The organism is Pseudomonas putida, assembly GCF_028682455.1.
Lineage (GTDB): Bacteria > Pseudomonadota > Gammaproteobacteria > Pseudomonadales > Pseudomonadaceae > Aquipseudomonas > Aquipseudomonas putida_AA.
In genome coordinates this window covers 296,630-318,838 of record NZ_JANHLD010000003.1, presented here as the reverse complement: position 1 = coordinate 318,838, position 22,209 = coordinate 296,630, and the positions used below count along the sequence as shown (strand labels likewise).

19 protein-coding genes are annotated in these 22,209 nt (G+C 62.6%); 8 read left to right on the top strand and 11 right to left on the bottom strand.

Translation table 11 applies throughout. The annotated features are described in order from the left end of the window. The first annotated feature begins 88 nt into the window (after positions 1 to 88). The 5 genes from NPS58_RS18605 (at position 89) to NPS58_RS18585 (ending at position 5,449) form a co-directional block, all read left to right on the top strand. Positions 89 to 1,186 (top strand): polyamine ABC transporter substrate-binding protein, encoded by a 1,098-nt coding sequence (locus NPS58_RS18605; protein ID WP_028942347.1) that lies wholly within the window; start codon positions 89 to 91, stop codon positions 1,184 to 1,186. 162 nt (positions 1,187 to 1,348) lie between these two features. Then, positions 1,349 to 2,443: a polyamine ABC transporter substrate-binding protein gene (locus tag NPS58_RS18600; RefSeq protein WP_274116795.1), complete on the top strand. Its 1,095-nt coding sequence runs from the start codon at positions 1,349 to 1,351 to the stop codon at positions 2,441 to 2,443. Between the two features lie 59 nt (positions 2,444 to 2,502). Then, the gene (potA, locus tag NPS58_RS18595) at positions 2,503 to 3,645 is read left to right on the top strand and encodes a polyamine ABC transporter ATP-binding protein (RefSeq protein ID WP_274116794.1); all 1,143 of its coding nucleotides are present in this window, start codon (positions 2,503 to 2,505) and stop codon (positions 3,643 to 3,645) included. Further along, a complete protein-coding gene (locus NPS58_RS18590; protein ID WP_274116793.1) occupies positions 3,642 to 4,562 on the top strand; it encodes an ABC transporter permease subunit in 921 nt (306 codons plus the stop codon). Before potA ends, NPS58_RS18590 begins: the two co-directional genes overlap by 4 nt. Next, positions 4,559 to 5,449: an ABC transporter permease subunit gene (locus NPS58_RS18585; protein WP_274116792.1), complete on the top strand. Its 891-nt coding sequence runs from the start codon at positions 4,559 to 4,561 to the stop codon at positions 5,447 to 5,449. The genes NPS58_RS18590 and NPS58_RS18585 overlap by 4 nt, the downstream gene beginning before the upstream one ends. Positions 5,450 to 5,507: 58 nt before the next feature. Here the strand turns inward: NPS58_RS18585 and NPS58_RS18580 are convergent, their stop codons facing one another. Beyond that, positions 5,508 to 6,704 (bottom strand): AAA family ATPase, encoded by a 1,197-nt coding sequence (locus tag NPS58_RS18580; protein ID WP_274116791.1) that lies wholly within the window; start codon positions 6,702 to 6,704, stop codon positions 5,508 to 5,510. 148 nt (positions 6,705 to 6,852) lie between these two features. Between NPS58_RS18580 and NPS58_RS18575 the strand changes: the two genes are divergently transcribed. Genes NPS58_RS18575 through NPS58_RS18565 form a run of 3 tightly spaced genes read left to right on the top strand, consistent with a single transcriptional unit; the run spans position 6,853 to position 12,058 of the window. Further along, complete coding sequence (locus NPS58_RS18575) at positions 6,853 to 7,944, top strand: efflux RND transporter periplasmic adaptor subunit (protein ID WP_274116790.1); 1,092 nt, start codon at positions 6,853 to 6,855, stop codon at positions 7,942 to 7,944. Beyond that, positions 7,941 to 9,014 carry an efflux RND transporter periplasmic adaptor subunit gene (locus NPS58_RS18570; RefSeq protein WP_274116789.1) on the top strand — a complete coding sequence of 358 codons (1,074 nt, stop codon included), beginning with the start codon at positions 7,941 to 7,943 and terminating at the stop codon, positions 9,012 to 9,014. Before NPS58_RS18575 ends, NPS58_RS18570 begins: the two co-directional genes overlap by 4 nt. Then, positions 9,011 to 12,058 (top strand): efflux RND transporter permease subunit, encoded by a 3,048-nt coding sequence (locus tag NPS58_RS18565; RefSeq protein ID WP_274116788.1) that lies wholly within the window; start codon positions 9,011 to 9,013, stop codon positions 12,056 to 12,058. Before NPS58_RS18570 ends, NPS58_RS18565 begins: the two co-directional genes overlap by 4 nt. 73 nt (positions 12,059 to 12,131) lie before the next feature. Here the strand turns inward: NPS58_RS18565 and NPS58_RS18560 are convergent, their stop codons facing one another. The 10 genes from NPS58_RS18560 to NPS58_RS18515 all read right to left on the bottom strand — a co-directional run bounded on the left by NPS58_RS18560 (position 12,132) and on the right by NPS58_RS18515 (position 22,131). Then, a complete protein-coding gene (locus NPS58_RS18560) occupies positions 12,132 to 12,776 on the bottom strand; it encodes a methionine ABC transporter permease (RefSeq protein WP_133216410.1) in 645 nt (214 codons plus the stop codon). Then, positions 12,766 to 13,893, bottom strand: coding sequence for a methionine ABC transporter ATP-binding protein (locus NPS58_RS18555; protein WP_274116787.1), 1,128 nt, complete (start codon positions 13,891 to 13,893; stop codon positions 12,766 to 12,768). Before NPS58_RS18555 ends, NPS58_RS18560 begins: the two co-directional genes overlap by 11 nt. Position 13,894: 1 nt before the next feature. Then, positions 13,895 to 14,701 carry a MetQ/NlpA family ABC transporter substrate-binding protein gene (locus tag NPS58_RS18550; RefSeq protein WP_274116786.1) on the bottom strand — a complete coding sequence of 269 codons (807 nt, stop codon included), beginning with the start codon at positions 14,699 to 14,701 and terminating at the stop codon, positions 13,895 to 13,897. Next, positions 14,694 to 16,079: an LLM class flavin-dependent oxidoreductase gene (locus NPS58_RS18545; protein WP_274116785.1), complete on the bottom strand. Its 1,386-nt coding sequence runs from the start codon at positions 16,077 to 16,079 to the stop codon at positions 14,694 to 14,696. Before NPS58_RS18545 ends, NPS58_RS18550 begins: the two co-directional genes overlap by 8 nt. Further along, positions 16,079 to 17,284: an SfnB family sulfur acquisition oxidoreductase gene (locus tag NPS58_RS18540; protein ID WP_274116784.1), complete on the bottom strand. Its 1,206-nt coding sequence runs from the start codon at positions 17,282 to 17,284 to the stop codon at positions 16,079 to 16,081. The genes NPS58_RS18545 and NPS58_RS18540 overlap by 1 nt, the downstream gene beginning before the upstream one ends. 21 nt (positions 17,285 to 17,305) lie before the next feature. Then, positions 17,306 to 18,547, bottom strand: a complete 1,242-nt coding sequence (locus NPS58_RS18535; protein WP_274116783.1) for an SfnB family sulfur acquisition oxidoreductase — start codon at positions 18,545 to 18,547, stop codon at positions 17,306 to 17,308. A 258-nt stretch (positions 18,548 to 18,805) separates the two neighbouring features. After that, positions 18,806 to 19,567, bottom strand: a complete 762-nt coding sequence (gene tcyN / locus NPS58_RS18530; RefSeq protein ID WP_274116782.1) for an L-cystine ABC transporter ATP-binding protein TcyN — start codon at positions 19,565 to 19,567, stop codon at positions 18,806 to 18,808. A 3-nt stretch (positions 19,568 to 19,570) separates the two neighbouring features. Continuing rightward, a complete protein-coding gene (tcyL, locus tag NPS58_RS18525) occupies positions 19,571 to 20,236 on the bottom strand; it encodes a cystine ABC transporter permease (protein WP_274117573.1) in 666 nt (221 codons plus the stop codon). Beyond that, the gene (tcyJ, locus tag NPS58_RS18520) at positions 20,236 to 21,024 is read right to left on the bottom strand and encodes a cystine ABC transporter substrate-binding protein (RefSeq protein WP_274116781.1); all 789 of its coding nucleotides are present in this window, start codon (positions 21,022 to 21,024) and stop codon (positions 20,236 to 20,238) included. Before tcyJ ends, tcyL begins: the two co-directional genes overlap by 1 nt. Positions 21,025 to 21,132: 108 nt before the next feature. Then, a complete protein-coding gene (locus tag NPS58_RS18515; RefSeq protein WP_274116780.1) occupies positions 21,133 to 22,131 on the bottom strand; it encodes a D-cysteine desulfhydrase in 999 nt (332 codons plus the stop codon). Positions 22,132 to 22,209: the final 78 nt, after the last annotated feature.

Below are 22,209 nucleotides of genomic sequence, written 5' to 3'. Positions count from 1 at the left end.
TAGCGACTGTTTCAGTCGCCCAGTGCTTGCGCCGTAGAGAGCCGGCCGCTGAACAGATGGCTTAATAAAAAATTCTGGAGCATTACGCATGAAGAAATTGGGCAAGACGTTGTTGGCTGTGTCCCTGATGGGCGCCATGGCCAGTGCTGTTCAGGCGGATGACAAAGTGCTGCACGTGTATAACTGGTCCGATTACATCGCACCGGATACCGTCGCCAAGTTCGAAAAGCAATCGGGCATCAAGGTGGTCTACGACGTCTTCGACAGTAACGAGACCCTCGAAGCCAAGTTGCTGGCGGGCAAGTCCGGTTACGACGTGGTCGTACCGTCCAACAACTTCCTGGCCAAGCAGATCAAGGCAGGCGTTTACCAGGAGCTGGACCGTTCCAAGTTGCCGAACTGGAAGAACCTCGACGAAGACCTGCTCAAGGCCGTCGGTGATGCCAGCGACCCGGGCAACAAATATGCCTTCCCCTATATGTGGGGCTCCATCGGTATCGGTTACAACCCTGAAAAGGTCAAGGCTGCGCTGGGCGTCGACAAGATCGACTCCTGGGACGTGGTGTTCAAGCCTGAGAACATCGAAAAGCTCAAGAGCTGCGGCGTGAGCTTCCTCGACGCCCCGACCGAGATGATCCCGGCGGCGCTGCACTACCTGGGCAAGCCGACCAACAGCACCGACAAGGCTGACCTCAAGGCTGCCGAAGAGCTGTTCCTCAAGGTTCGCCCATCGATCGCCTACTTCCACTCCTCCAAGTACATCTCGGACCTGGCCAACGGCAACATCTGCGTGGCCGTGGGTTACTCCGGTGACCTGGAGCAGTCCAAGGCCCGCGCCCACGAGGCCGGTGACAAGGTCAAGCTGGACTACATCATTCCAAAAGAAGGTGCCGGTACCTTCTACGACATGGTTGCCATTCCCAAGGATGCCGCCAACGTCGACGCCGCCTACAAGTTCATGGACTTCCTGATGCAGCCGGAAGTCATGGCCGAGATCACCAACGCCGTGCGTTTCCCTAACGGCAACAAGGCGGCTACCCCGCTGGTGGACAAGGACATCTCTGGCGATCCGAGCATCTACCCACCGGCAGATGTGAAGAAGCAGCTGTACGCAATTGCTGACCCAGGTGCCAAGGCACAGCGCGAAATCACTCGCAGCTGGACCAAGATCAAGTCGGGCAAGTAAGCACGTATTACCCCTGGGCGCGGTGTCAATCACGCCCAGGGGCTTAACAGGGCAAATTTTTTTTTGCGACAAGAGTGCATCGAAGGTAAGTTGCGCGCCGGTTTGCGTTTACGGCAGGTATTTCTGTCGTTTGCCACTGGCACTATTGTGAGGACCTCCCACTTGTCTATTTCTGTATTTCGCAAGGCCATGCTGGCTGGAGCGGGTCTGACGCTGGCGATCAGCGTCCAAGCGGCGCCCACGGTGCACATTTATAACTGGTCGGACTATATCGGTCAGACCACACTCGCAGACTTCGAGAAAGCCACCGGGATCAAACCGGTGCAGGACGTCTTCGATTCCAATGAAACCCTGGAAGGCAAGCTGCTGGCCGGCCGTACCGGCTATGACGTGGTGGTGCCGTCCAACCATTTCCTTGGCAAGCAGATCAAGGCGGGCGCGTTCCAGAAGCTCGACAAGTCGCTGCTGCCGAACTATTCGAACCTGGACCCCGAGCTGATGAAGCGCCTGGAAAAGAACGATCCGGGCAACCAGTACGCCGTGCCTTACCTGTGGGGCACCAATGGCATCGGCTATAACGTCGAGAAGGTCAAGGCTGTGCTGGGTACCGACAAGATCGACTCCTGGGCCATGCTGTTCGAGCCGGAAAACATCAAGAAACTCTCCAAGTGCGGTGTCGCCTTCCTCGACTCGGCTGACGAGATGTTGCCGGCGGTGCTCAACTACATGGGGCGCGACCCCAACAGCACCAATCCCAAGGACTACGCCGATGCCGAGAAGAAGCTGCTGGCCGTGCGTCCCTATGTGACCTACTTCCATTCCTCCAAATACATCTCCGACCTTGCCAACGGCGACATCTGCGTGGCTGCCGGTTTCTCCGGCGATGTATTCCAGGCCAAGTCCCGTGCCGAAGAAGCCGGCAAAGGCGTGGACGTGGCGTATGTGATTCCCAAGGAAGGCGGCAACCTCTGGTTCGACATGCTGGCGATCCCCAAGGATTCCACCAATGTCAAAGAGGCCCACGCCTTCATCAACTATTTGCTGCAGCCTGAGGTCATTGCCCAGGTCAGCGATTACGTCGGTTATGCCAACCCGAACCTCAAGGCTGGCGATCTGATGGACCAGAGCGTGCGAACCGACGAAGCGGTCTACCCACCGCAAGAAGTGCTGGACAAGTTGTACGTCAACTCTGAGCTACCGCCCAAAGTGCAACGTTTGATGACCCGTAGCTGGACCAAGGTCAAGTCGGGCAAGTAAATATCCAGGGTCCGTCACGGCAGGGGCGGACGCAAAAAATCTTGTTGGGAGTTCCACACATGGCAGTTGCCTCCGGTGCCTATAAAAAAGCCCTCGAGGGCGATCAGCAACCTAAACAGGTGCTGGTCAAAATCGATCGGGTTACAAAAAAGTTCGACGAAACGGTCGCCGTGGACGATGTGTCCCTGGAAATCAAGAAGGGCGAGATCTTCGCCCTGCTGGGCGGTTCCGGTTCCGGTAAATCCACGTTGCTGCGCATGCTCGCCGGCTTCGAGCGTCCGACCGAAGGCCGGATTTTCCTCGATGGTGTAGACATCACCGATATGCCGCCCTACGAGCGGCCGATCAACATGATGTTCCAGTCCTATGCGCTGTTCCCGCACATGACCGTAGCGCAGAACATCGCCTTCGGCCTGCAGCAGGACCGTATGCCCAAGGCCGAGATCGACGCCCGTGTCGGCGAGATGCTCAAGCTGGTGCACATGACCCAGTACGCCAAGCGCAAGCCGCACCAGCTCTCCGGTGGCCAGCGCCAGCGCGTGGCCCTGGCCCGTTCGCTGGCCAAGCGTCCAAAGCTGCTGCTGCTCGACGAGCCGATGGGTGCATTGGACAAGAAGCTGCGTTCGCAGATGCAGCTGGAGCTGGTGCAGATCATCGAGCGCGTGGGCGTGACCTGCGTCATGGTGACCCACGACCAGGAAGAGGCCATGACCATGGCCCAGCGCATCGCCATCATGCACCTGGGCTGGATCGCCCAGATCGGTAGCCCGATCGACGTCTACGAGACCCCCACCAGCCGCCTGGTCTGCGAGTTCATCGGCAACGTCAACCTGTTCGACGGTGAAGTGGTCGAGGACGCCGAGGGCCATGCGGTGATTGCCAGCCCAGAGCTTGAGCGCAAGATCTATGTCGGCCACGGTGTCACCACTTCGGTCGAAGACAAGCGCATCACCTACGCGCTGCGTCCGGAAAAACTGCTGGTGACCACCGAGCAACCCACCTGCGAGCACAACTGGTCGCGCGGCAAGGTCCACGACATTGCCTACCTGGGCGGCCACTCGGTGTTCTACGTCGAACTGCCTGGCGGCAAGATCGTCCAGTCGTTCGTCGCCAACGCCGAGCGCCAGGGCACCCGACCTACCTGGGACGACCAGGTATACGTCTGGTGGGAGGATGACAGCGGCGTGGTACTGCGGTCATGAACATGCGCAAGCTCAAGCGAGCCTTCAATCGAATAAAGCCCGAGGGTCGCCACGTGGTGATCGGGGTGCCATTCATCTGGCTGTTCCTGTTCTTCATGCTGCCGTTCTTCATCGTCCTGAAGATCAGCTTCGCTGAAGCGGACGTGGCGATTCCGCCGTACACCGAGATCTACAGCTACGTCGAAGACAAGGTCCAACTGGTGCTCAACCTGGCCAACTATGGCCTGTTGACCGAGGATGAACTGTACATTTCGGCCTACCTGGGTTCGTTGAAGATGGCCTTCTTCAGCACGCTGCTGTGCTTGCTGATCGGCTATCCGATGGCCTATGCCATCGCCAATGCGCGCAAGGAAACCCAGACGGTCCTGTTGCTTTTGATCATGATGCCGACCTGGACCGCGATCCTGATCCGCGTCTATGCCTGGATGGGTATTCTCAGCAACAACGGGCTGCTCAATGCCTTCCTGATGTGGCTGGGCCTGATCGACCAGCCGCTGCAGATCCTCAACACCAACCTGGCGGTGTACATCGGTGTGGTCTATTCGTACCTGCCATTCATGATCCTGCCGCTGTACGCCAACCTGGTCAAACACGACCAGAGCCTGCTCGAGGCGGCATCGGACCTGGGTTCGAGCACCTTCAACAGCTTCTGGAAAATCACCGTGCCGCTGTCGAAGAACGGCATCATCGCCGGCTGCATGCTGGTGTTCATTCCGGTGGTGGGCGAGTTCGTCATTCCTGAGCTGCTCGGCGGCCCGGAAACCCTGATGATTGGTAAGGTGTTGTGGCAAGAGTTCTTCAACAACCGCGACTGGCCGGTGGCGTCCGCCCTGGCGGTAGTGATGCTGGCGATCCTGATCGTGCCGATCCTGCTCTTCAACCGTAGTCAGGCTAAAGAGATGGAGGGCCGGGCATGAAGCGTTTCAGTTTCTCCAAGCTGATGTTGATCGTGGGCTTGCTGTTCATCTACCTGCCCATGCTGATCCTGGTGATCTACTCGTTCAACGCCTCCAAGCTGGTAACGGTCTGGGGTGGCTGGTCGGTGAAGTGGTACGTCGGCCTGCTCGACAACAGTCAGTTGATGGGCTCGGTGATGCGCTCGCTGGAGATCGCCTGCTACACCGCGGTCGCCGCCGTGGCGCTGGGCACCCTGGCGGCCTTCGTGCTGACCCGGGTGACCCGCTTCAAGGGCCGCACCCTGTTCGGTGGCCTGGTCACAGCGCCGCTGGTAATGCCCGAGGTGATCACCGGTCTGTCGCTGTTGCTGCTGTTCGTGGCCATGGCGCAGATGATCGGCTGGCCGCAGGAGCGTGGCATCGTCACCATCTGGATCGCTCACACCACGTTCTGCGCCGCTTATGTGGCGGTCGTGGTGTCGGCCCGCCTGCGTGAGCTGGACCTGTCCATCGAAGAAGCGGCCATGGACCTGGGCGCGAAACCGTGGAAGGTATTCTTCCTGATCACCATCCCGATGATTGCGCCTTCGCTGGCGGCGGGCGGCATGATGTCCTTCGCCCTGTCGCTGGATGACCTGGTACTGGCCAGCTTCGTGTCGGGCCCTGGTTCGACCACCTTGCCGATGGAAGTCTTCTCTGCCGTGCGTCTGGGCGTGAAGCCGGAAATCAACGCGGTGGCCAGCTTGATCCTGCTGTCGGTGTCGCTGGTGACCTTCATGGTCTGGTACTTCAGCCGTCGTGCTGAAGAGCGTCGTCGTCGGGCGATCCAGCAGGCTATCGAGGAGAGCGCCGCCGACTCCTGGAAACAACCGGACGTGCGTCGCGCACCGGCGCCTGTCTCGGCGTGATAGACCGCGGGGCAAGCCTGCTCCTACTTGTAGGAGCAGGCTTGCCCCGCGATTACGTTCAGTCCGGCCAATACCAGGCCGGCTCATCCAGCATCCCCTGACCCGCCACCCGGGTCTGTCCCAGTTCCTTCTGCAGCACAATCGAGTTGCAGGTCGCATCCTGTTCCAGTGCGGCCACCAATCGCCGTGCATGCGATACCACCCATACCTGGCAATGTTCGGTCGCGCGAATGATCAAGCGTGCCAACGCTGGCAGCAGGTCCGGGTGCAGGCTGGTCTCCGGTTCGTTGAGCACCATCATGGTCGGCGCCCTGGGGCTCAGCAACGCCGCCACCAGCAGCAGGAAACGCAACGTCCCATCCGACAGTTCCGCCGCCGCCAACGGCCGCAGCAGGCCTTCCTGATGGAACTGCAGATTGAACAAGCCACCGGGCACCGCATCGATGGTCAGGTGCGAGCCGGGAAAGGCATCGCCGAGGGTGGCCCACAGGGCCTGGGCATCGCCGATCTCGATGATGGTCTGCAGGGCGGCGGCCAGGTCGCGGCCGTCATGGTGCAGCACGGGGGTACGGGTACCCAGCTGGGGGCGACGCGCCGGTGCATCGCGGTCGGTACGAAAGTGATCGTAGAAGCGCCAGCCGCGAATCCGCTCGCGCAAGTGCACCACTTCCGGCGAAGAGCGCAGGTTGCCGACCTGGTCATACAGGCTGTCGTAGTCGGGGGTGTGCTGGGCCAGCACGTCCCACTGGCGTCCCTCGCGGGCACGGATCATGGCGCCCTGGCGATCCACCAGCAGGCTGGCCGGGCGATACACCGGCCCGGCCCAGATGCATTCACGCTTGATCTGCGGGTCGAGGGTAAAGCGCGAGGCGATGGGCAAGCTATGCCCCGGGAGCATGAAATGTCCGCTGGACGCTGGCAGCCCAAGACCGATGGCATAGCCGAAGTCTTCGCTGGCAAAGCCCAGGCGCAAGCGCTTGACGTCCTGGCGTGGGCCTCCTTCGACGGCCACCTCGCCACGGCTCATGCGCCGGCTGATGCGCTCGGGGCCGGCCCAGAACGTCGACTCGAGCCCCCCTTCACCGGCCAACGCATTGACCACACCGCCCTGGGCCGTTTCAGCCAGCAGGCGCAGGGCCTTGTACAAGTTGGATTTGCCGCTGCCATTGGGCCCGGTGATGACATTCAGGCGCGCCAGTGGCAGCACTAAATGATTGATCGAACGGTAGTTGGCAACCGCCAGAGTGGTGAGCATCAAGGCATCCTTGCGCGTGCGGAGGAACCTCAGTATCGCTTATTGTAAAAGCTTGAATGAATTGCGTTTGTCGCGAGCGACTAGGGGAACCCTGATCTACGCTAACACTCGCATCTCTATATCGAATTGGCACATGCAAGGAGCCTGCATGACGGTGTTGCGTCCTGTATTGATCGTCAGCCTGGGAACATTGCTCGTGCTGGGTGGATGCGGTGAGAAAAAAGCCGCCGAAGCCGAAATGCCCAGGGTCGGCGTACAACGTGTAGAACCTGCTGATTTCGCTGCTTCCGTGACGCTGACCGGCGACGTTCAGGCACGGGTGCAGACTGATCTCTCTTTCCGTGTGGGCGGCAAGATCATCTCCCGTAGCGTCGACGTGGGGGATCATGTGAAAGCCAACCAGGTGCTGGCCAAGCTCGACCCCAAAGACCTGCAGGCCAACGTCGACTCGGCCAAGGCCGAGGTGTTTGCCGCGCAGGCGCGGGTGACGCAATCGAGCGCCGCGTTCGTCCGCCAGCAGAAGCTGCTGCCCAAGGGCTATACCAGCCAGAGCGAGTACGACGCTGCCCAGGCGCAATTGCTCAGCAACCAGAGCGCCTTGAAGGCAGCCCAGGCGCAGTTGGCCAACGCCCGCGAACAACTGAGCTACACCTCCCTGCTGGCGGAGGCGGACGGGGTCATCACCGATCGCCAGGCTGAGGTCGGCCAGGTGGTGCAGGCCACGGTGCCGATCTTTGGCCTGGCCCGCGATGGCGACCGCGATGCGGTGTTCAACGTCTATGAGGCGTTGCTGTTGTCGGCTGCGCCCGACGACGCGATCACCGTGAGCCTGGTGGACAACCCCAATATCAAGGCGCAGGGCCGTGTGCGTGAGGTCACCCCGACCGTCTCGGCGCAAAGCGGTACGGTACAAGTGAAGGTGGCGCTGCGCGACGTACCTGCCGGCATGGAGCTGGGCTCGCCCGTCACCGCTACCGGCAATGTCCAGGGCAAGCCGAGTATCGAGCTGCCCTGGTCAGCCTTGACCAAGGACCTGCACGAACCTGCAGTGTGGTTGGTGGGCGAGGGCAACAAGGTCAGCTTGCAGAAGGTCAAGGTCACGCGTTATCTCACGGGCAAGATTGTCGTGGGTGAGGGGCTCAAGGAAGGTGAAACCGTGGTAGTGGCAGGGGGTCAATTGCTCAATCCAGGTATGGAAGTGGAAATCGCACCGTTCAAGGACATCGGGGTGGTGCAATGAAAGCGATGATCCTCGCCCTGGGCAGCGTCGTGTTGTTGCTCACGGGCTGTGGCAAAGAAGCTGCAGCCCCCGAGCCGGTACGGCCGGTGCTGTCGATGATTGTCCAGCCGCAGGTGCAGGCAAGCCTGGGGCGTTTTGCCGGCAGTATCCAGGCACGCTACGAGAGCACCCTGGGTTTTCGCGTGGGTGGCCGCATTGCCCGGCGTTGGGTGGATGTCGGCAGCCAGGTGAAGCCGGGCGATGTACTGGCCAGCCTCGACCCGACCGATCAACGCAACCAGTTGCGTGCAGCCGAAGGCGACCTGGCCAAGGTGCAGGCCCTGTGGATAAATGCCCAGGCCAACGCCCGTCGTCAGCAGCAATTGTTCGACCGGGGCGTAGGGGCCCAGGCACAGCTCGATATTGCCCAGACCGACCTGAAAACCACCGGGGCTTCGCTGGAACAAGCACGGGCAGCCGTCGATCAGGCTCGCGACCAGCTCAGCTATAGCGAACTGCGCACCGATCATCCCGCCGTCGTCACCAATTGGCAGGCCGAGGCCGGGCAGACCGTCAGTGCCGGCCAGGCCGTGGTGACGCTGGCGCAGCCGCAGATCAAGGAAGCGGTGATCGACCTGCCGACCTATCTGGCCGAGCAATTGACCCCTGACCTGAAATTCATGGTGGCCGCGCAGCTGGACCCGAGCATCAACACCAGTGCCACCCTGCGCGAGCTCGAGCCCCAGGCTGATGCCGCCACCCGTACCCGGCGCGCCCGCCTGACCCTGGCCAGCACACCCAGCGCTTTCCGCCTGGGCACCTCGATCAGCGTCACCTTGACCTCTGCCGTATCGCCGCGCAGCGAGTTGCCGGCATCTGCCCTGCTGGAGAGCGATGGGCAGACCCGCGTCTGGATCGTCGATCCGCAGCAAAAAACCGTGTCCACCCGTGATGTGAAGTTGCTTGAGCGTACGCCTGGCACCGTGGTGCTGACCTCCGGCGTGCAAGCTGGGGAGCGCGTGGTGACTGCAGGTGTGAACAGTCTAAAACCGGGCCAGAAGGTCATCGTCGACGAGGAAGACGCGCAATGAAAGGAAGCTTCAACCTCTCGGAATGGGCGCTGAAGCACCAATCCTTTGTCTGGTACCTGATGTTCGTCGGTTTGCTGATGGGCGTGTTCTCCTACATGAACCTGGGGCGCGAAGAAGACCCCTCGTTCACCATCAAGACCATGGTCATCCAGACCCGCTGGCCGGGCGCGACCCAGGACGAAACCCTTTACCAGGTCACCGACCGCATCGAGAAAAAGCTCGAAGAGCTGGACTCGCTCGACTATGTGAAGAGCTACACCCGCCCCGGTGAGTCGACGGTCTACGTCAATTTGCGCGACACCACCAAGGCTGAGGACATTCCGCAGATCTGGTACCAGGTGCGCAAGAAGATCCAGGACATCCGCGGCCAGTTCCCCCAGGGTATCCAGGGGCCGGCGTTCAACGACGAATTCGGTGATGTCTTCGGCTCGATCTATGCCTTTACTGCCGACGGCCTGACCATGCGTCAGTTGCGCGACTACGTCGAGCAGGTGCGTGCCGAGATCCGCGAGGTACCCAACCTGGGCAAGGTCGAGATGATCGGCACCCAGGACGAAGTGCTCTACCTGAACTTCTCCACGCGCAAACTGGCGTCCTTCGGCATCGACCAGCGTCAGGTACTGCAGGCCTTGCAAGCCCAGAACGCGGTGACCCCGGCCGGGGTCATCGAAGCGGGGCCCGAGCGGATTTCGGTGCGGACCACCGGCCAGTTCGCCTCCGAAAAAGACCTCGAGGCGGTCAACCTGCGAATCAATGACCGCTTCTTCCGCCTGGCGGACATCGCCGAGATCGAGCGGGGCTATGTCGATCCACCGGCGCCGATGTTCCGGTTCAACGGCCAGCCCGCCATCGGCCTTGCCATCGGCATGAAAGCCGGTGGCAACATCCAGGTCTTTGGTTCACTGCTGCACAAGAAGATGGAAAGCGTCACGGCCGAATTGCCAGTGGGCGTTGGCGTGCACACGGTGTCTGACCAGGCAGTGGTGGTCGAAGAGGCGGTGGGTGGCTTCACCAGCGCGCTGTTCGAGGCGGTCATCATCGTGTTGGTGGTGAGCTTCATCAGCCTCGGGGTGCGCGCCGGACTGGTGGTGGCCTGCTCGATTCCGCTGGTGTTGGCCATGGTGTTCATCTTCATGGAGTACAGCGGCATCACCATGCAGCGGATCTCGCTGGGCGCCTTGATCATTGCCCTGGGGCTGCTGGTGGACGATGCGATGATCACCGTAGAGGTGATGGTCACGCGCCTGGAGATGGGCGAGACCAAGGAGCAGGCGGCGACCTTCGCCTACACTTCGACGGCCTTCCCGATGCTCACAGGTACCTTGGTGACCGTGGCAGGCTTTGTTCCGATCGGCCTGAACGGCAGCTCCGCGGGCGAGTACACCTACACCCTGTTTGCGGTAATCGCCGCCGCCTTGCTGGTGTCGTGGGTGGTCGCGGTGCTCTTTGCCCCCGTGCTGGGCGTGCACATTCTCAGCACCAAGGTGAAGCCGCACAGCGAAGAGCCCGGTCGGCTCGGCAAGGCCTTCGAAGGCAGCCTGCTGTGGTGCATGCGCAATCGCTGGCTGACCATCATCGGTACGGTGCTGCTGTTCGTACTGGCGGTGTTCTGCATGCGCTTCGTGCAGAACCAGTTCTTCCCGGCCTCGGACCGACCGGAGATTCTCGTCGACCTCAACCTGCCGCAGAACGCCTCGATCGAGGAAACCCGCAAGGCGGTGGACAAGCTCGAAGCGACCCTCAAGGGTGACCCGGACATCGTGCGCTGGAGTACCTATATCGGCCAGGGCGCCATTCGTTTCTACCTGCCGCTCGACCAACAGCTGCAGAACCCGTACTACGCCCAGTTGGTAATCGTCAGCAAGGGCTTCGAAGAGCGCGAGGGGTTGATGACGCGCTTGAAACAGCGCCTGCGTGAAGACTTCGTGGGCGTGGGCACCAACGTCCAGTCGCTGGAGATGGGCCCGCCGGTGGGACGCCCGATCCAGTACCGGGTCAGTGGCAAGGAGATCGACGAAGTGCGCAAGCACTCCATTGCCCTGGCATCGCTGCTCGATCGCAATGAGCACATCGGCGAAATGATTTACGACTGGAACGAGCCGGGCAAAGTGCTGCGGGTCGAGATCGCCCAGGACAAGGCGCGTCAGCTTGGCTTGTCGTCCGAGGATGTGGCGCAGGTGATGAACAGCATCGTTACCGGCGCACCGATTACCGAGGTCAACGACAACATCTACCTGATCGATGTGGTTGCCCGCGCCGAGGACTCCGAACGGGGTTCGCCGCAGACCCTGCAGAACCTGCAGATCGTCACCCCCAACGGTACGTCGATCCCGCTGCTGGCGTTCGCCACGGTGCGTTACGAACTGGAGCAGCCGCTGGTGTGGCGTCGCGACCGCAAGCCGACCATCACCATCAAGGCCTCGGTGCGCGGTGACATCCAGCCGACCGACCTGGTGGCCGAGCTCAAGCCGCAGATCGACGACTTCGCCAGCAAGCTGCCGGTTGGCTACTACGTGGAAACCGGCGGTACCGTGGAAGAAAGCGGCAAGGCCCAGGGGCCGATCGCCAAAGTCATTCCGCTGATGCTGTTCCTGATGGGCACCTTCCTGATGATCCAGCTGCAGAGTGTGCAGAAGCTGTTCCTGGTGATCAGCGTGGCGCCCCTGGGGTTGATCGGGGTCGTGCTGGCGCTGGTGCCGACGGGGACGCCCATGGGCTTTGTGGCGATCCTCGGCATCCTTGCGCTGATCGGCATCATCATCCGCAACTCGGTGATTCTCGTGACCCAGATCGACGAGTACGAAGCCCAGGGCTTCTCGCCCTGGGCGGCGGTGCTCCAGGCGACCAACCACCGTCGTCGGCCCATCCTGCTGACGGCAGCGGCGGCGAGCCTGGGGATGATCCCGATTGCCCGGGAAGTGTTCTGGGGACCGATGGCCTACGCCATGATTGGCGGGATCATCGTTGCCACCCTGCTGACCCTGCTGTTCCTGCCGGCGCTGTACGTGGCCTGGTACAAGATCCGCGAGCCGCAGCAGGCTTGATGTGAAACGCATCGCTGGCAAGCCAGTGCCCACAAGGGCCGGCATGTAGGAACGGGCTTGCCCCGCGATGCTTTCAGCGCTTGTTCAAGCCCTTGGCCAAGCGATCGCCACCCAGTTGGATCAGCGCCACCAACGCCACCAGCATGACGATCACTGTCAGCATGATCTGGCTGTCGAAGCGCTGATACCCATAGCGGTAGGCGATGTCGCCCAGCCCACCCGCGCCAATCGCGCCGGCCATGGCCGACGAGTTGATCATGGTCACCAGGGTGATGGTAAAGCCGCCGACGATACCTGGCAGCGCCTCGGGCAGCAGGACGTGCCAGACGATGTGCCAACGGCGGCACCCCATGGCCTGGGCCGCTTCGATCAGGCCATGGTCGACCTCACGCAGGCTGACTTCGGCGATGCGGGCGAAGAAAGGGGTGGCTGCGATGGTCAGCGGCACCACGGCCGCCCAGACGCCATAGGTAGTGCCCACGATCAGGCGGGTGAAGGGGATCAGCGCGACCATCAGGATCAAGAACGGAATCGAGCGGAACAAATTGACGAACGCCCCCAGCACCCGGTTCAACGTGGGTGCTTCGAAGATGCCTCCCTTGCCGCTGGTAACCAGGATCACTGCCAGCGGTATGCCGGCGAGCAAGGCGATCAGCGATGACACACCCACCATCAGCAGGGTGTCGAGCACGCCCTGAATCAATCGATCAGTCCACATAACCCAATACCTCCACCTGCGTGGCCCACGCCCGGGCGCGTTCGATGACCTGTTCATGGCTGTGCGGCGAATTCGCCACCGACACCACCAGTTGCCCCAGCGGCCGTCCCTGGATGGGCTCGATCCCGCCCTGCAGCAGGCTGATGCGGCCCCCCAGGTGATTGAACAATGTGGATAGCTCCGGCGCCTGGCGTTCGCTGCCGCTGATCTTGAGGTTCAGCACCAGCGCCGACCCAGGGCTGGCTGCCTGTGCCTGCAGGCGCGATTGCAGGGCGGCTGGCAATGCTGGCTGCAAGGGTGCGAGCAGGGTCTTGCTGACCTCATGCTGCGGATTGCCAAACACTTGCCACACCGCGCCCTGTTCGACGATGCGCCCGCGTTCGAGCACCACCACCCGCTGGCAGATGTCACGGATCACCGCCATCTCGTGGGTGATCAGGACGATGGTCAGCCCCAGGCGCCGGTTGATGTCGCGCAGTAGCTCGAGAATCGACGCTGTGGTTTCCGGATCGAGCGCCGAGGTGGCTTCATCGCACAGCAGGATGTCCGGGTCATGCACCAGCGCCCGGGCGATGCCGACGCGCTGCTTCTGCCCGCCAGACAACTGCGCCGGATACACCTGATGCTTTTCCTCCAGACCCACCAGCTCCAGCAGCTCGGCCACCTTGCGCTGACGTTCGGCCTTGGGCACGCCAGCCACCTTGAGCGGCAGTTCGACGTTCTGCCAGACCGTCTTGGCCGACATCAGGTTGAAGTGCTGGAAGATCATGCCGATGCGTCGGCGCAGGCGTACCAGATGGTCTTCATCGAACTCGCCGATGTCGACCTGATCGATCAGCACCCGGCCGCTGCTCGGTTGTTCAAGGCGGTTGATGGTGCGGATCAGCGACGACTTGCCCGCGCCGCTGCGGCCGATGATGCCGAAGATTTCGCCGCGCTGGATGTTCAGGTCGATGCCTTCCAGCGCCGGGCTCGATTGGCCGGGGTAAGTCTTGGCTAGGCCTAGAAAGCGTACATGAGCGTTGCCCAGCTCCGGGCGCAAGGCCCGTTGCTGGGCGCATTGCAACGGTTCGAAGGTTTGCCTCTGTTGTGCAAGCGGGGTGGTGGCAGCGCTCATCTCAGCTCTCCCAGCCGGGTTGGTAGAGCTTGCCGTGGGCCTTCTCCAGCGCGGCGCGAACGGCAGGCGAGTGCTGGTAGATATCGATGAACCTGGCCAGGCGCGGATCGCTCTTCGATTGCGGGCGGATCACGAACTGGATCACGTATTCCTTGTGGTCCAGGCCGTCGAACAGCAGTGCGGAGGTCGCATCGAATGTCTTGGCCAGGCGGATGTAGGCCGGGTAGCCCTGGACCAGGTCGGCATCGTCATAGGCGCGCACCAGTTGCACGGCTTCTACCTGGAGGATCTTCAGCTGTTTGGGATTGGCGACGATGTCTTCTTCGGTGGCCTTGTAGCCAACCCCCGGCTTGAGGGTGATCAGGCCTGCCTTGGCCAGCAGCTGCAGGCCGCGACCGCTGTTGATCGGGTCATTGGCGATGGCCACGCTGGCGCCCTGGGGCAGCGCGTCGAAGCTTTTGTACTTTTTCGAATAGAGGCCGACGTTGTTGATGATCCCCGGCGCGTAGGGCTCCAGGTCGAAACCGGCGGCAGCCTTGGCGTTTTCCAGGAAGGGAATGTGCTGGAAGTAGTTCACGTCGATGTCGCCGCTGGCCAGGCTCACGTTCGGCGCGATCCAGTCGCTGAACTCGATCAGCTCGACTGGCAGCCCCTGTTTTTTCGCCTCATCGACGGCGGCTTCCAGCGGGATGGAAAAGGCGGCCGTGGTGCCGACTTTCAACGGTTCTTCGCCGGCCTGGGCCGTGCTGAACAGGCCGAGGGCCAGGGCGAGGGCCGCGACAGGGCGGACAAGGAAGGTCTTAAGCATGCTGTGGCGCTCCGGTCGGGGTGGTGTGGCGATAGCTGGCGCCGGGGTGGTCGGCGGGCAGGTGGGGTTGTTGGCTGGCGAAGAGTTTTTCGCGCAGGCTGCCGGGTTCGTAGGCGGTCTTGTAGGCGCCGCGACGTTGCAGTTCGGGGATCACCAGGTCGATGAAGTCGACGTAGCTTTCCGGGGTGACGGTGCGGGTCAGGTTGAAGCCGTCCAGGCCGGTTTCCTCGATCCAGCTTTCCAGCTCGTCGGCAACCTGGGTGGGCGAGCCCACCAAAGTGATGTAGCGCCCGCCCAGGGCGTGCTGGTCGAGCAGTTTGCGACGGGTCCAGTCGTTGTTCTGCAGGGCCTTGGTCGCGGACTGGATGGCATTGCTCTTGACGTACTGGATCGGCTCGTCCAGTTCATAGGCGGAAAAGTCGATGCCGGTGGAGCTGGAAAAGTGCGCAACACCCGCCTCGGGGCTGGCATAGCGCAGGTACTCGGCATGCTTGGCCCGGGCTTGCTCCTCGGTGCGGGCGACGATCACGGTCAGGCCCATGAACACTTTGATCGCTTGCGGATCACGTCCCGCCGCGACGGCGGCGGCACGCACCTTGTCGACCTGGGCGCGAGTCGCCTGCCTGGTCTGGCCGCTGATGAACACGCACTCGGCATGATGACCGGCAAAGCCCAGGCCGCGCTCGGAACTGCCGGCCTGGAACAGCACCGGGGTACGTTGCGGCGAAGGCTCGCACAGGTGATACCCCTCGACCCGGTAGAACTCGCCCTGATGCTGCACCTTGTGCACTTTGTCTGGCCTGGCGTAGACCCGTTGCTGGCGGTCGTTGAGCACGGCGCCATCTTCCCAGCTGCCTTCGAGCAGTTTGTACAGCACCTGCATGTACTCATCGGCCTGGTCGTAGCGGCGGTCGTGCTCGGCCTGTTGTTCCAGGCCCATGGCCCGGGCGGCGCTGTCCAGGTAGCCGGTGACGATGTTCCAGCCCACGCGGCCGCGGCTCAGGTGGTCGAGCGTGGAGAGCTTGCGGGCGAACAGGTAGGGCGCCTCATAGGTCAGGTTGGCCGTCAGGCCGAAGCCCAGGTGACGGGTCACCGCGGCCATGGCCGAGACCAGCAGCAATGGGTCGTTGACCGGCAGCTGGATCGACTCCTTGAGCGGTACATCCACCGCGTTCTGGTACACGTCATAGACCCCGACGATGTCGGCGATGAACAGCCCGTCGAACAGGCCGCGCTCAAGCAACTGCGCAAGCTCCGTCCAGTATTCGAGGGTCTTGTACTGAGTGGAGGTGTCCCGGGGGTGGGTCCACAGACCGTGGTTGATGTGCCCGATGCAGTTCATGTTGAAGGCATTGAGCAGGATCTTTTTCTTGGCCATCAGATGGTCCCCCGCAGCGGTGGGTTTTCATCGTTGAGGTAATAGTTGCCGATGGCGTGGTACTTCCAGCGCACCGGATCGTGCAGGGTGTGTACGCGCGCGTTGCGCCAGTGACGGTCCAGGCCGTGCTCGGCCAGGGTGGCCTGGCTGCCTGCCAGCTCGAACAAGGTGCTGCCGGCGGCCAGGGAGATCTCGGTACTGATCGCCCGGGCTTCGGCCACGGCGATGGAAGCGGCGGCCACGCTGCTGGCGTCGGGCTCGGCCTGGGCCCGGTCAAGGAATTCGCCGGCGCGTTCGAGCAGCGCCTCGGCGGCGTGCAGGCGGATCGCCAGATGGCCGAAGGACTTCAGGGTCAAGGGGTCTTCGCTGGCCTTGTCAATGCCGGAGTCGATCCATGGCCGGGTGCGGGTGCGCACGAACTGCAGGGCGTCCTCATAGGCGGCGCGGGCGATGCCGGTGTCGATGGCGGCATGAAGGATCTGCGCCAGCGGACCGACCGTGGTCGGGCGTTCGAAGGCGCTCTGGAAGGGCACCACGTCATCGGCGGCAACCGACACATTGTCGAACAGCACCGAACCGCTGCCGGTGGTGCGTTGGCCGAAGCCGCTCCAGTCGTCGATCACCTTGAGCCCGGCGCTGTCGGCGGGCACGAAGGCCAGTTGTTGAACGCCGTGCTCATCGACCACCGAGGTAGGGATGCGCTGGGCGTAGAGGGCACCGGTGGCGTAGAACTTGCGCCCGTTGATGCGGTAGCCGTCGCCTTCGCGGGTCAGCGCCGTGGTGCGGTCGTGGGCGGTCTTGGTACCCAGTTCGGCCAGGGCATTGCCAAAGCGTTTGCCGGCCAGTACCTCGGCATAGAGGCGCTGTTGTTGCGCAGCGCTGCCGTTCACTCGCAGCACTTCAAGGGCGTAGAAATGGTTCTGCGGGATCTGGCCCAGCGAGGCATCGGCCTGTGCGATGCGGGCGATCACCTTGGCCAGGGTGACGCTGGAAACACCCGCGCCGCCAAAGGCCTTGGGAACGCTGATGGCCCACAGGCCGGAGCGCGAGAACAGTGCAAGTTCCGGGTGCGGCAGGCGACGTTCGCGGTCGCGCAGGATGCTGTCACGGCGCAGTTCGCCGGCCAGTTGCTCGGCAACGTCCAACGCCTGGGCGTCAGTGTGGATCACCGCGACGTTTTCGTGCGGTTGTGGGAGAAGGCTCATAACAGGGCTCCAGTGGTCTGGTCAGATCCAGGCGTGCCGCGCAGGCAAGGTACCGTTGAGGTGATAGGCGCCGACGGCGTGGTATTTCCAGCGCACCGGGTCGTGAAGGGTATGCACCCGGGCATTGCGCCAGTGTCGGTCGAGGTTGAACTCGGCGAGGGTGGCGCGGCTGCCGGCGAGTTCGAACAGCTTCTCGCTTGCCTGCAGGGCGATCTCGGTGGTCAGCACCTTGGCTTCTGCCACGGCAATCGAGGCACGGGCTGCGGCAGTGGCATCCAGCGGGCCCGCGTCGACTTCATCGAGGGTACGTGCAGCCTTGGCCAACAGGGCCTGGGCGGCGTGCAGTTCAAGCTGCAGGCGACCGATGTCGGCGATCACGTAGAGGTCGTCGCTGGCGCGCTCGACCTTGGCGTCGATCCAGGGGCGGGCTCGCTCGCGGACGAACGCGATGGTCTCGGTCACGGCCGCCTCGGCAATGCCGGCGTCGATGGCGGCCTGGATCAATTGCGAAACCGCGCCCTGGATGTTCGGCACCTCGCTCTGGCGCCAGATGTCGACGACAAGATCGTTGTCGACCTGTACCTGATCCAGTAGCACTGTACCGCTGGCCGTGGTGCGCTGGCCGAAACCGGACCAGTCATCGACGATACGCAGCCCGGGTGTTCCACGGCGAACGAAGGCCATCACCGGGCGGCCCTCATCGTTCAGTGCCTTGACGGCCACCCAGTGCGCGAACAGGGCGCCGGTCGAATAGAACTTCTGCCCATCGATCACCGATTGATCGCCTTTTCGGGTGATCCGGGCCTTGAGCTCCAGGGTGTTCTTGCTGCCGCGTTCGGGGCCGGCGTTGCCGATGCGCCAGCCGTCGAGCACCGACTTGAACAGCAGGTCTTTCTGCCGGTCGCTGGCGGCGCCTTTGAGCAGTTGCAGGATGCCGAACTGGTTTTGGGGAATTTGCCCCAGCGCCGGGTCAGCGGCGCTGATGATGCGAAACACCTCGGCGAGGGTGACAAACGACACCTGGGCTCCGCCATGGGCGTGGGGAATGGAAATACTGCCCAGGCCACTGCGGGTGAACTGCTCGACTTCTGCCCAGGGCAGCTTGCGCTGCTGGTCGCGGCGGGCAGCCTGGCTGCGGGCGGCTTCGGCCAGCTCATGGGCGGCCTGCAGGGCCTCGGCGTCATTGCGCAGCACCTTGGCTGGCAAAAGCAGGGGGGCGCTGTCCAGATCACTGTGGACATGGGTGGTTGCCAGACTGGACATCAGTACTGCTCCTTGGCTGCACTCAATGCCCTGGCGTTACGCACTGGGGTGATTGTGTTCCTGACCATACCTTACCTCACGTATTGGAAAGGTCGGCGCGAGGGCGCCGACGAGAATGCGCTGGTCCGGTGGTCCGGTTCATATACCCTAATGGTGTATAAAAATTAAATAAACTAACTTTTAGGAATATAGATAGAAGTGTTGCTGCCGCCCGGGCCAGAGCAGCAGGCGGCAGCGAGGAGGCGCGAGGGGAGGGGCTCAGTAACCGGTGTTCTGGGTGCCGAGGAACTTGCCGAGGAACTGGCGGGTACGTTCTTCACGGGGGTGGGCAAACAGCGCCTTGGCCTCACCCTGTTCGACGATCACGCCCTTGTCGAAAAAGATCACCCGGTTGGCAACGTCGCGGGCAAAGCTCATTTCGTGGGTGACGATGATCATGGTGCGGTTCTCTTCGGCAAGGCCGCGGATGGTGGCCAGCACTTCACCGACCAGCTCGGGGTCCAGGGCCGAGGTCGGTTCGTCGAACAGAATCACCTCCGGCTCCATGGCCAGGGCCCGGGCAATGGCCACCCGTTGTTGCTGGCCCCCCGAAAGCTTGCGTGGGTAGGCATCTTCCTTGCCAGCGAGGCCCACCTTGGCGAGCAGCTTTCGCCCCAGCGCCACGGCTTGCTCGTGCGGGGTCTTCTTGACCACCAGCGGCCCTTCGATAACGTTCTCCAGTGCCGTGCGATGGGGGAACAAGTTGAAGTTCTGGAACACGAAGCCGACCTGCTGGCGCAGCTTGCGGATCAGCCCTTGCTGCTGGCCTAGCGGGCGGTTGGCGTCGATTTGCACATCGCCGACCTGGATGCGCCCGCTGCTGGGGGTTTCCAGCAGGTTCAGGCAGCGCAGGAAGGTGGTCTTGCCGGAGCCGCTGGGGCCGATGATGGCGATCACCTCGCCGGCCTCGACCTTCAGGCTGATGTCGTTCAGCACGGTCTGGCCGTTGAACTGCTTGCTCAGTCGGTCTACCACGATCATGCCTCAGGACTCCTGGTCGTGCCGGTTGACCCGCGCTTCCAGACGGTTCTGAAAGTGCGCGAGAACGCTGGCCAGCACCCAGTAGATGAGGGCGGCGGCAAGGTACATGGTGAAGATTTCGAAGGTGCGGGCGGTGATCAGCTGCGCTTGGCGGAACAGCTCCGGCACCTGGATGGTGGCCGCCAGGGCGGTGTCCTTGACCAGCGAAATGAAGCTGTTGCCAAGCGGCGGCAAGGCGGTGCGCGCCGCCTGCGGCAGGATCGCCCGGCGCATTGCCTGGCCACGGGTCATGCCGATACTGGCGGCGGCCTCCCACTGGCCACGGTCGATGGAGCCAATGGCAGCACGCAGGATTTCACAGGCGTAGGCGGCCATGTTCAGCGAGAAGCCGATCAGCGCTGCGGGTAACGGGTCGAGCTCAAGGCCCAGTTGCGGCAGGCCGTAGTAGATCATGAACAGCTGCACCAGCAGCGGCGTGCCGCGAAAGAACGACACGTAGACCCGTGCTGTCCAGCTCAGCAGCTTGAACGACGACAAGCGCATCAGCGCCAGGCCAAAGCCCAGCAGCAGGCCGAAGAACATCCCGCCCAGGCTGAGAATTACCGTGTAGTACGCGCCCTTGAGCAGAAAGGGCACGCTATCGAGGGCAAGCTGCAGACTGTCTTCGATCATTTAGTCACGTCGGCGCCGAAGTACTTCTCGGACAGCTTGGCCAGGGTGCCGTCGGCGCGCAGCTTGTCCAGTGCCTTGTTGATGGCGTCGAGCAGTTCGGGCTCGCCCTTGCGCAGGGCAATACCGGACTCCAGGCGCGAGAAGGCGTCGCCTGCCACCGCCGTGTCCTGGGCTTTCTTCGCGTATTCCAGGGCGGCGAGGCGATCGATCAGGATCGCGTCGATACGGCCCACGCGCAGGTCCTGGAACTTGCTCGGGTCATCGTCATAGGTGCGCACGACCGCCTCGGGCACGGCTGATTTCACCCACTGCTCGTAGTTGGTACCCAGGCCTACACCGACCTTTTTGCCGGCAAGGTCAGCGGCGCTCTTGATCGAGCCTTCGTTCTTCTTCAGGGTCAGCGCCTGGATACCGGAAACGGTATAGGGCTCGGAGAAGTCGTACTTTTTCTTGCGCTCGTCCGAGATGGTCACTTGATTGATCACCACGTCCAGACGCTTGGACTCGAGGGCAGCGAGGATGCCGTCCCATTTGGTCGGTTGCAGCTTGGCCTTGACCCCCAGCTCCTTGGCCAGTGCCTCCGACAGCTCCACTTCGAAGCCGGCCAGCTTGCCGTCGGCGTCGACGAAGCTGAAGGGTGGGTAGGTGCCCTCCAGGCCGACGCTGATCACACCCTTGTCCTTGATGGTCTTCAACTGCTCGCCGGCGACGGCCTGGCCGAGCAGGGTGGCGCCCAGCAGCAGGGCAACGCCTGCATTGAGAATCTGTTTACCGATTACTGTCATGACGAAGCCCCAATGTTGTTGTGTAGTGGGAGACGACAATAGGGTGAAGCCATATAGACTTAAAAATAATATAAATTTATTTTCTTATATTATTTATCTATAAGTTGTTCAGCTGTTCCAGACCTCAGGGTAGGCGAATAATGCCGGAGCCCCACCGGTATGCAGGAAAATCAGCGGGCCGTCATCGAATCGCTGGCGGGCGATGCCATCGAGCAACCCGGCCATGGCCTTGCCGGTGTACACCGGATCGAGCAACAGACCTTCCTGGCTGGCCAGCAGGCGAATGGCGGCCAGGGTGCCGGCATTCGGCTCGCCATAGCGGGGAGCGAAATACTCGTCCCAGAGTTCGACATGAAAGCTGCCGGGCAACTGCACGCCGAGCAGTTCGGCGGTGCGTTCGGCCAGACCCTGCACCTTGGGTCGCTGGTCTTCATCGCTGCGCGATACGGTCACCCCGATCACGGGCAGCTGAGGTATGGCCTCTGCCAGCGCCAGGCCGAGGCCGCTGTGGGTGCCGGCGCTGCCGGAGGCCAGGACCACACCGGCAAACGTCTCGCCGATCTGTTCGATCTGGCTCGCCAGCTCAAGGCCTGCGCGTACATAGCCCAGGGCGCCGAGGGGGTTGGAGCCGCCAATGGGTACCAGGTAGGGTTTGCGGCCGCTGGCGTGCAGGCGCACTGCCAGGGCCTGGAGTTGATCGTCGGCGTTGTCCAGGTTGTCGACCAGCTCGACCTTGGTATCGAACAGGTCGAGCAGCAGGCGGTTGCCGTTCTGCTGGTAATTGAGCGAGTCGGTGCCGATGGGGTTTTCCAGCAGTGCCACGCAGCCCAGGCCCAGGCGGGCGGCCAATGCCGCGGTCTGGCGCACATGGTTGGACTGGATCGCGCCGGCCGTAACCAGCGTGTCGGCGCCCTTGCTCAAGGCGTCGGCGGCCAGGTATTCGAGCTTGCGCAGCTTGTTGCCACCCAGGGCCAGCGGGGTGCAGTCATCGCGCTTTATGTAGATGTCGCGGCCAACCCAGGCCGAGAGGCGGTGCAGCTTTTCCAGCGCGGTGGGCGCGCCTAGCAGGTCCAGACGATTGAAGCGGGCGAGCTGTCGGTCGATCATGGCAACACATCTGCGAGGGAAAATCCGACTATAGGCAGCACCGGGCCAAGGGGCAACTCCACGCCTTATGCCGGCTTT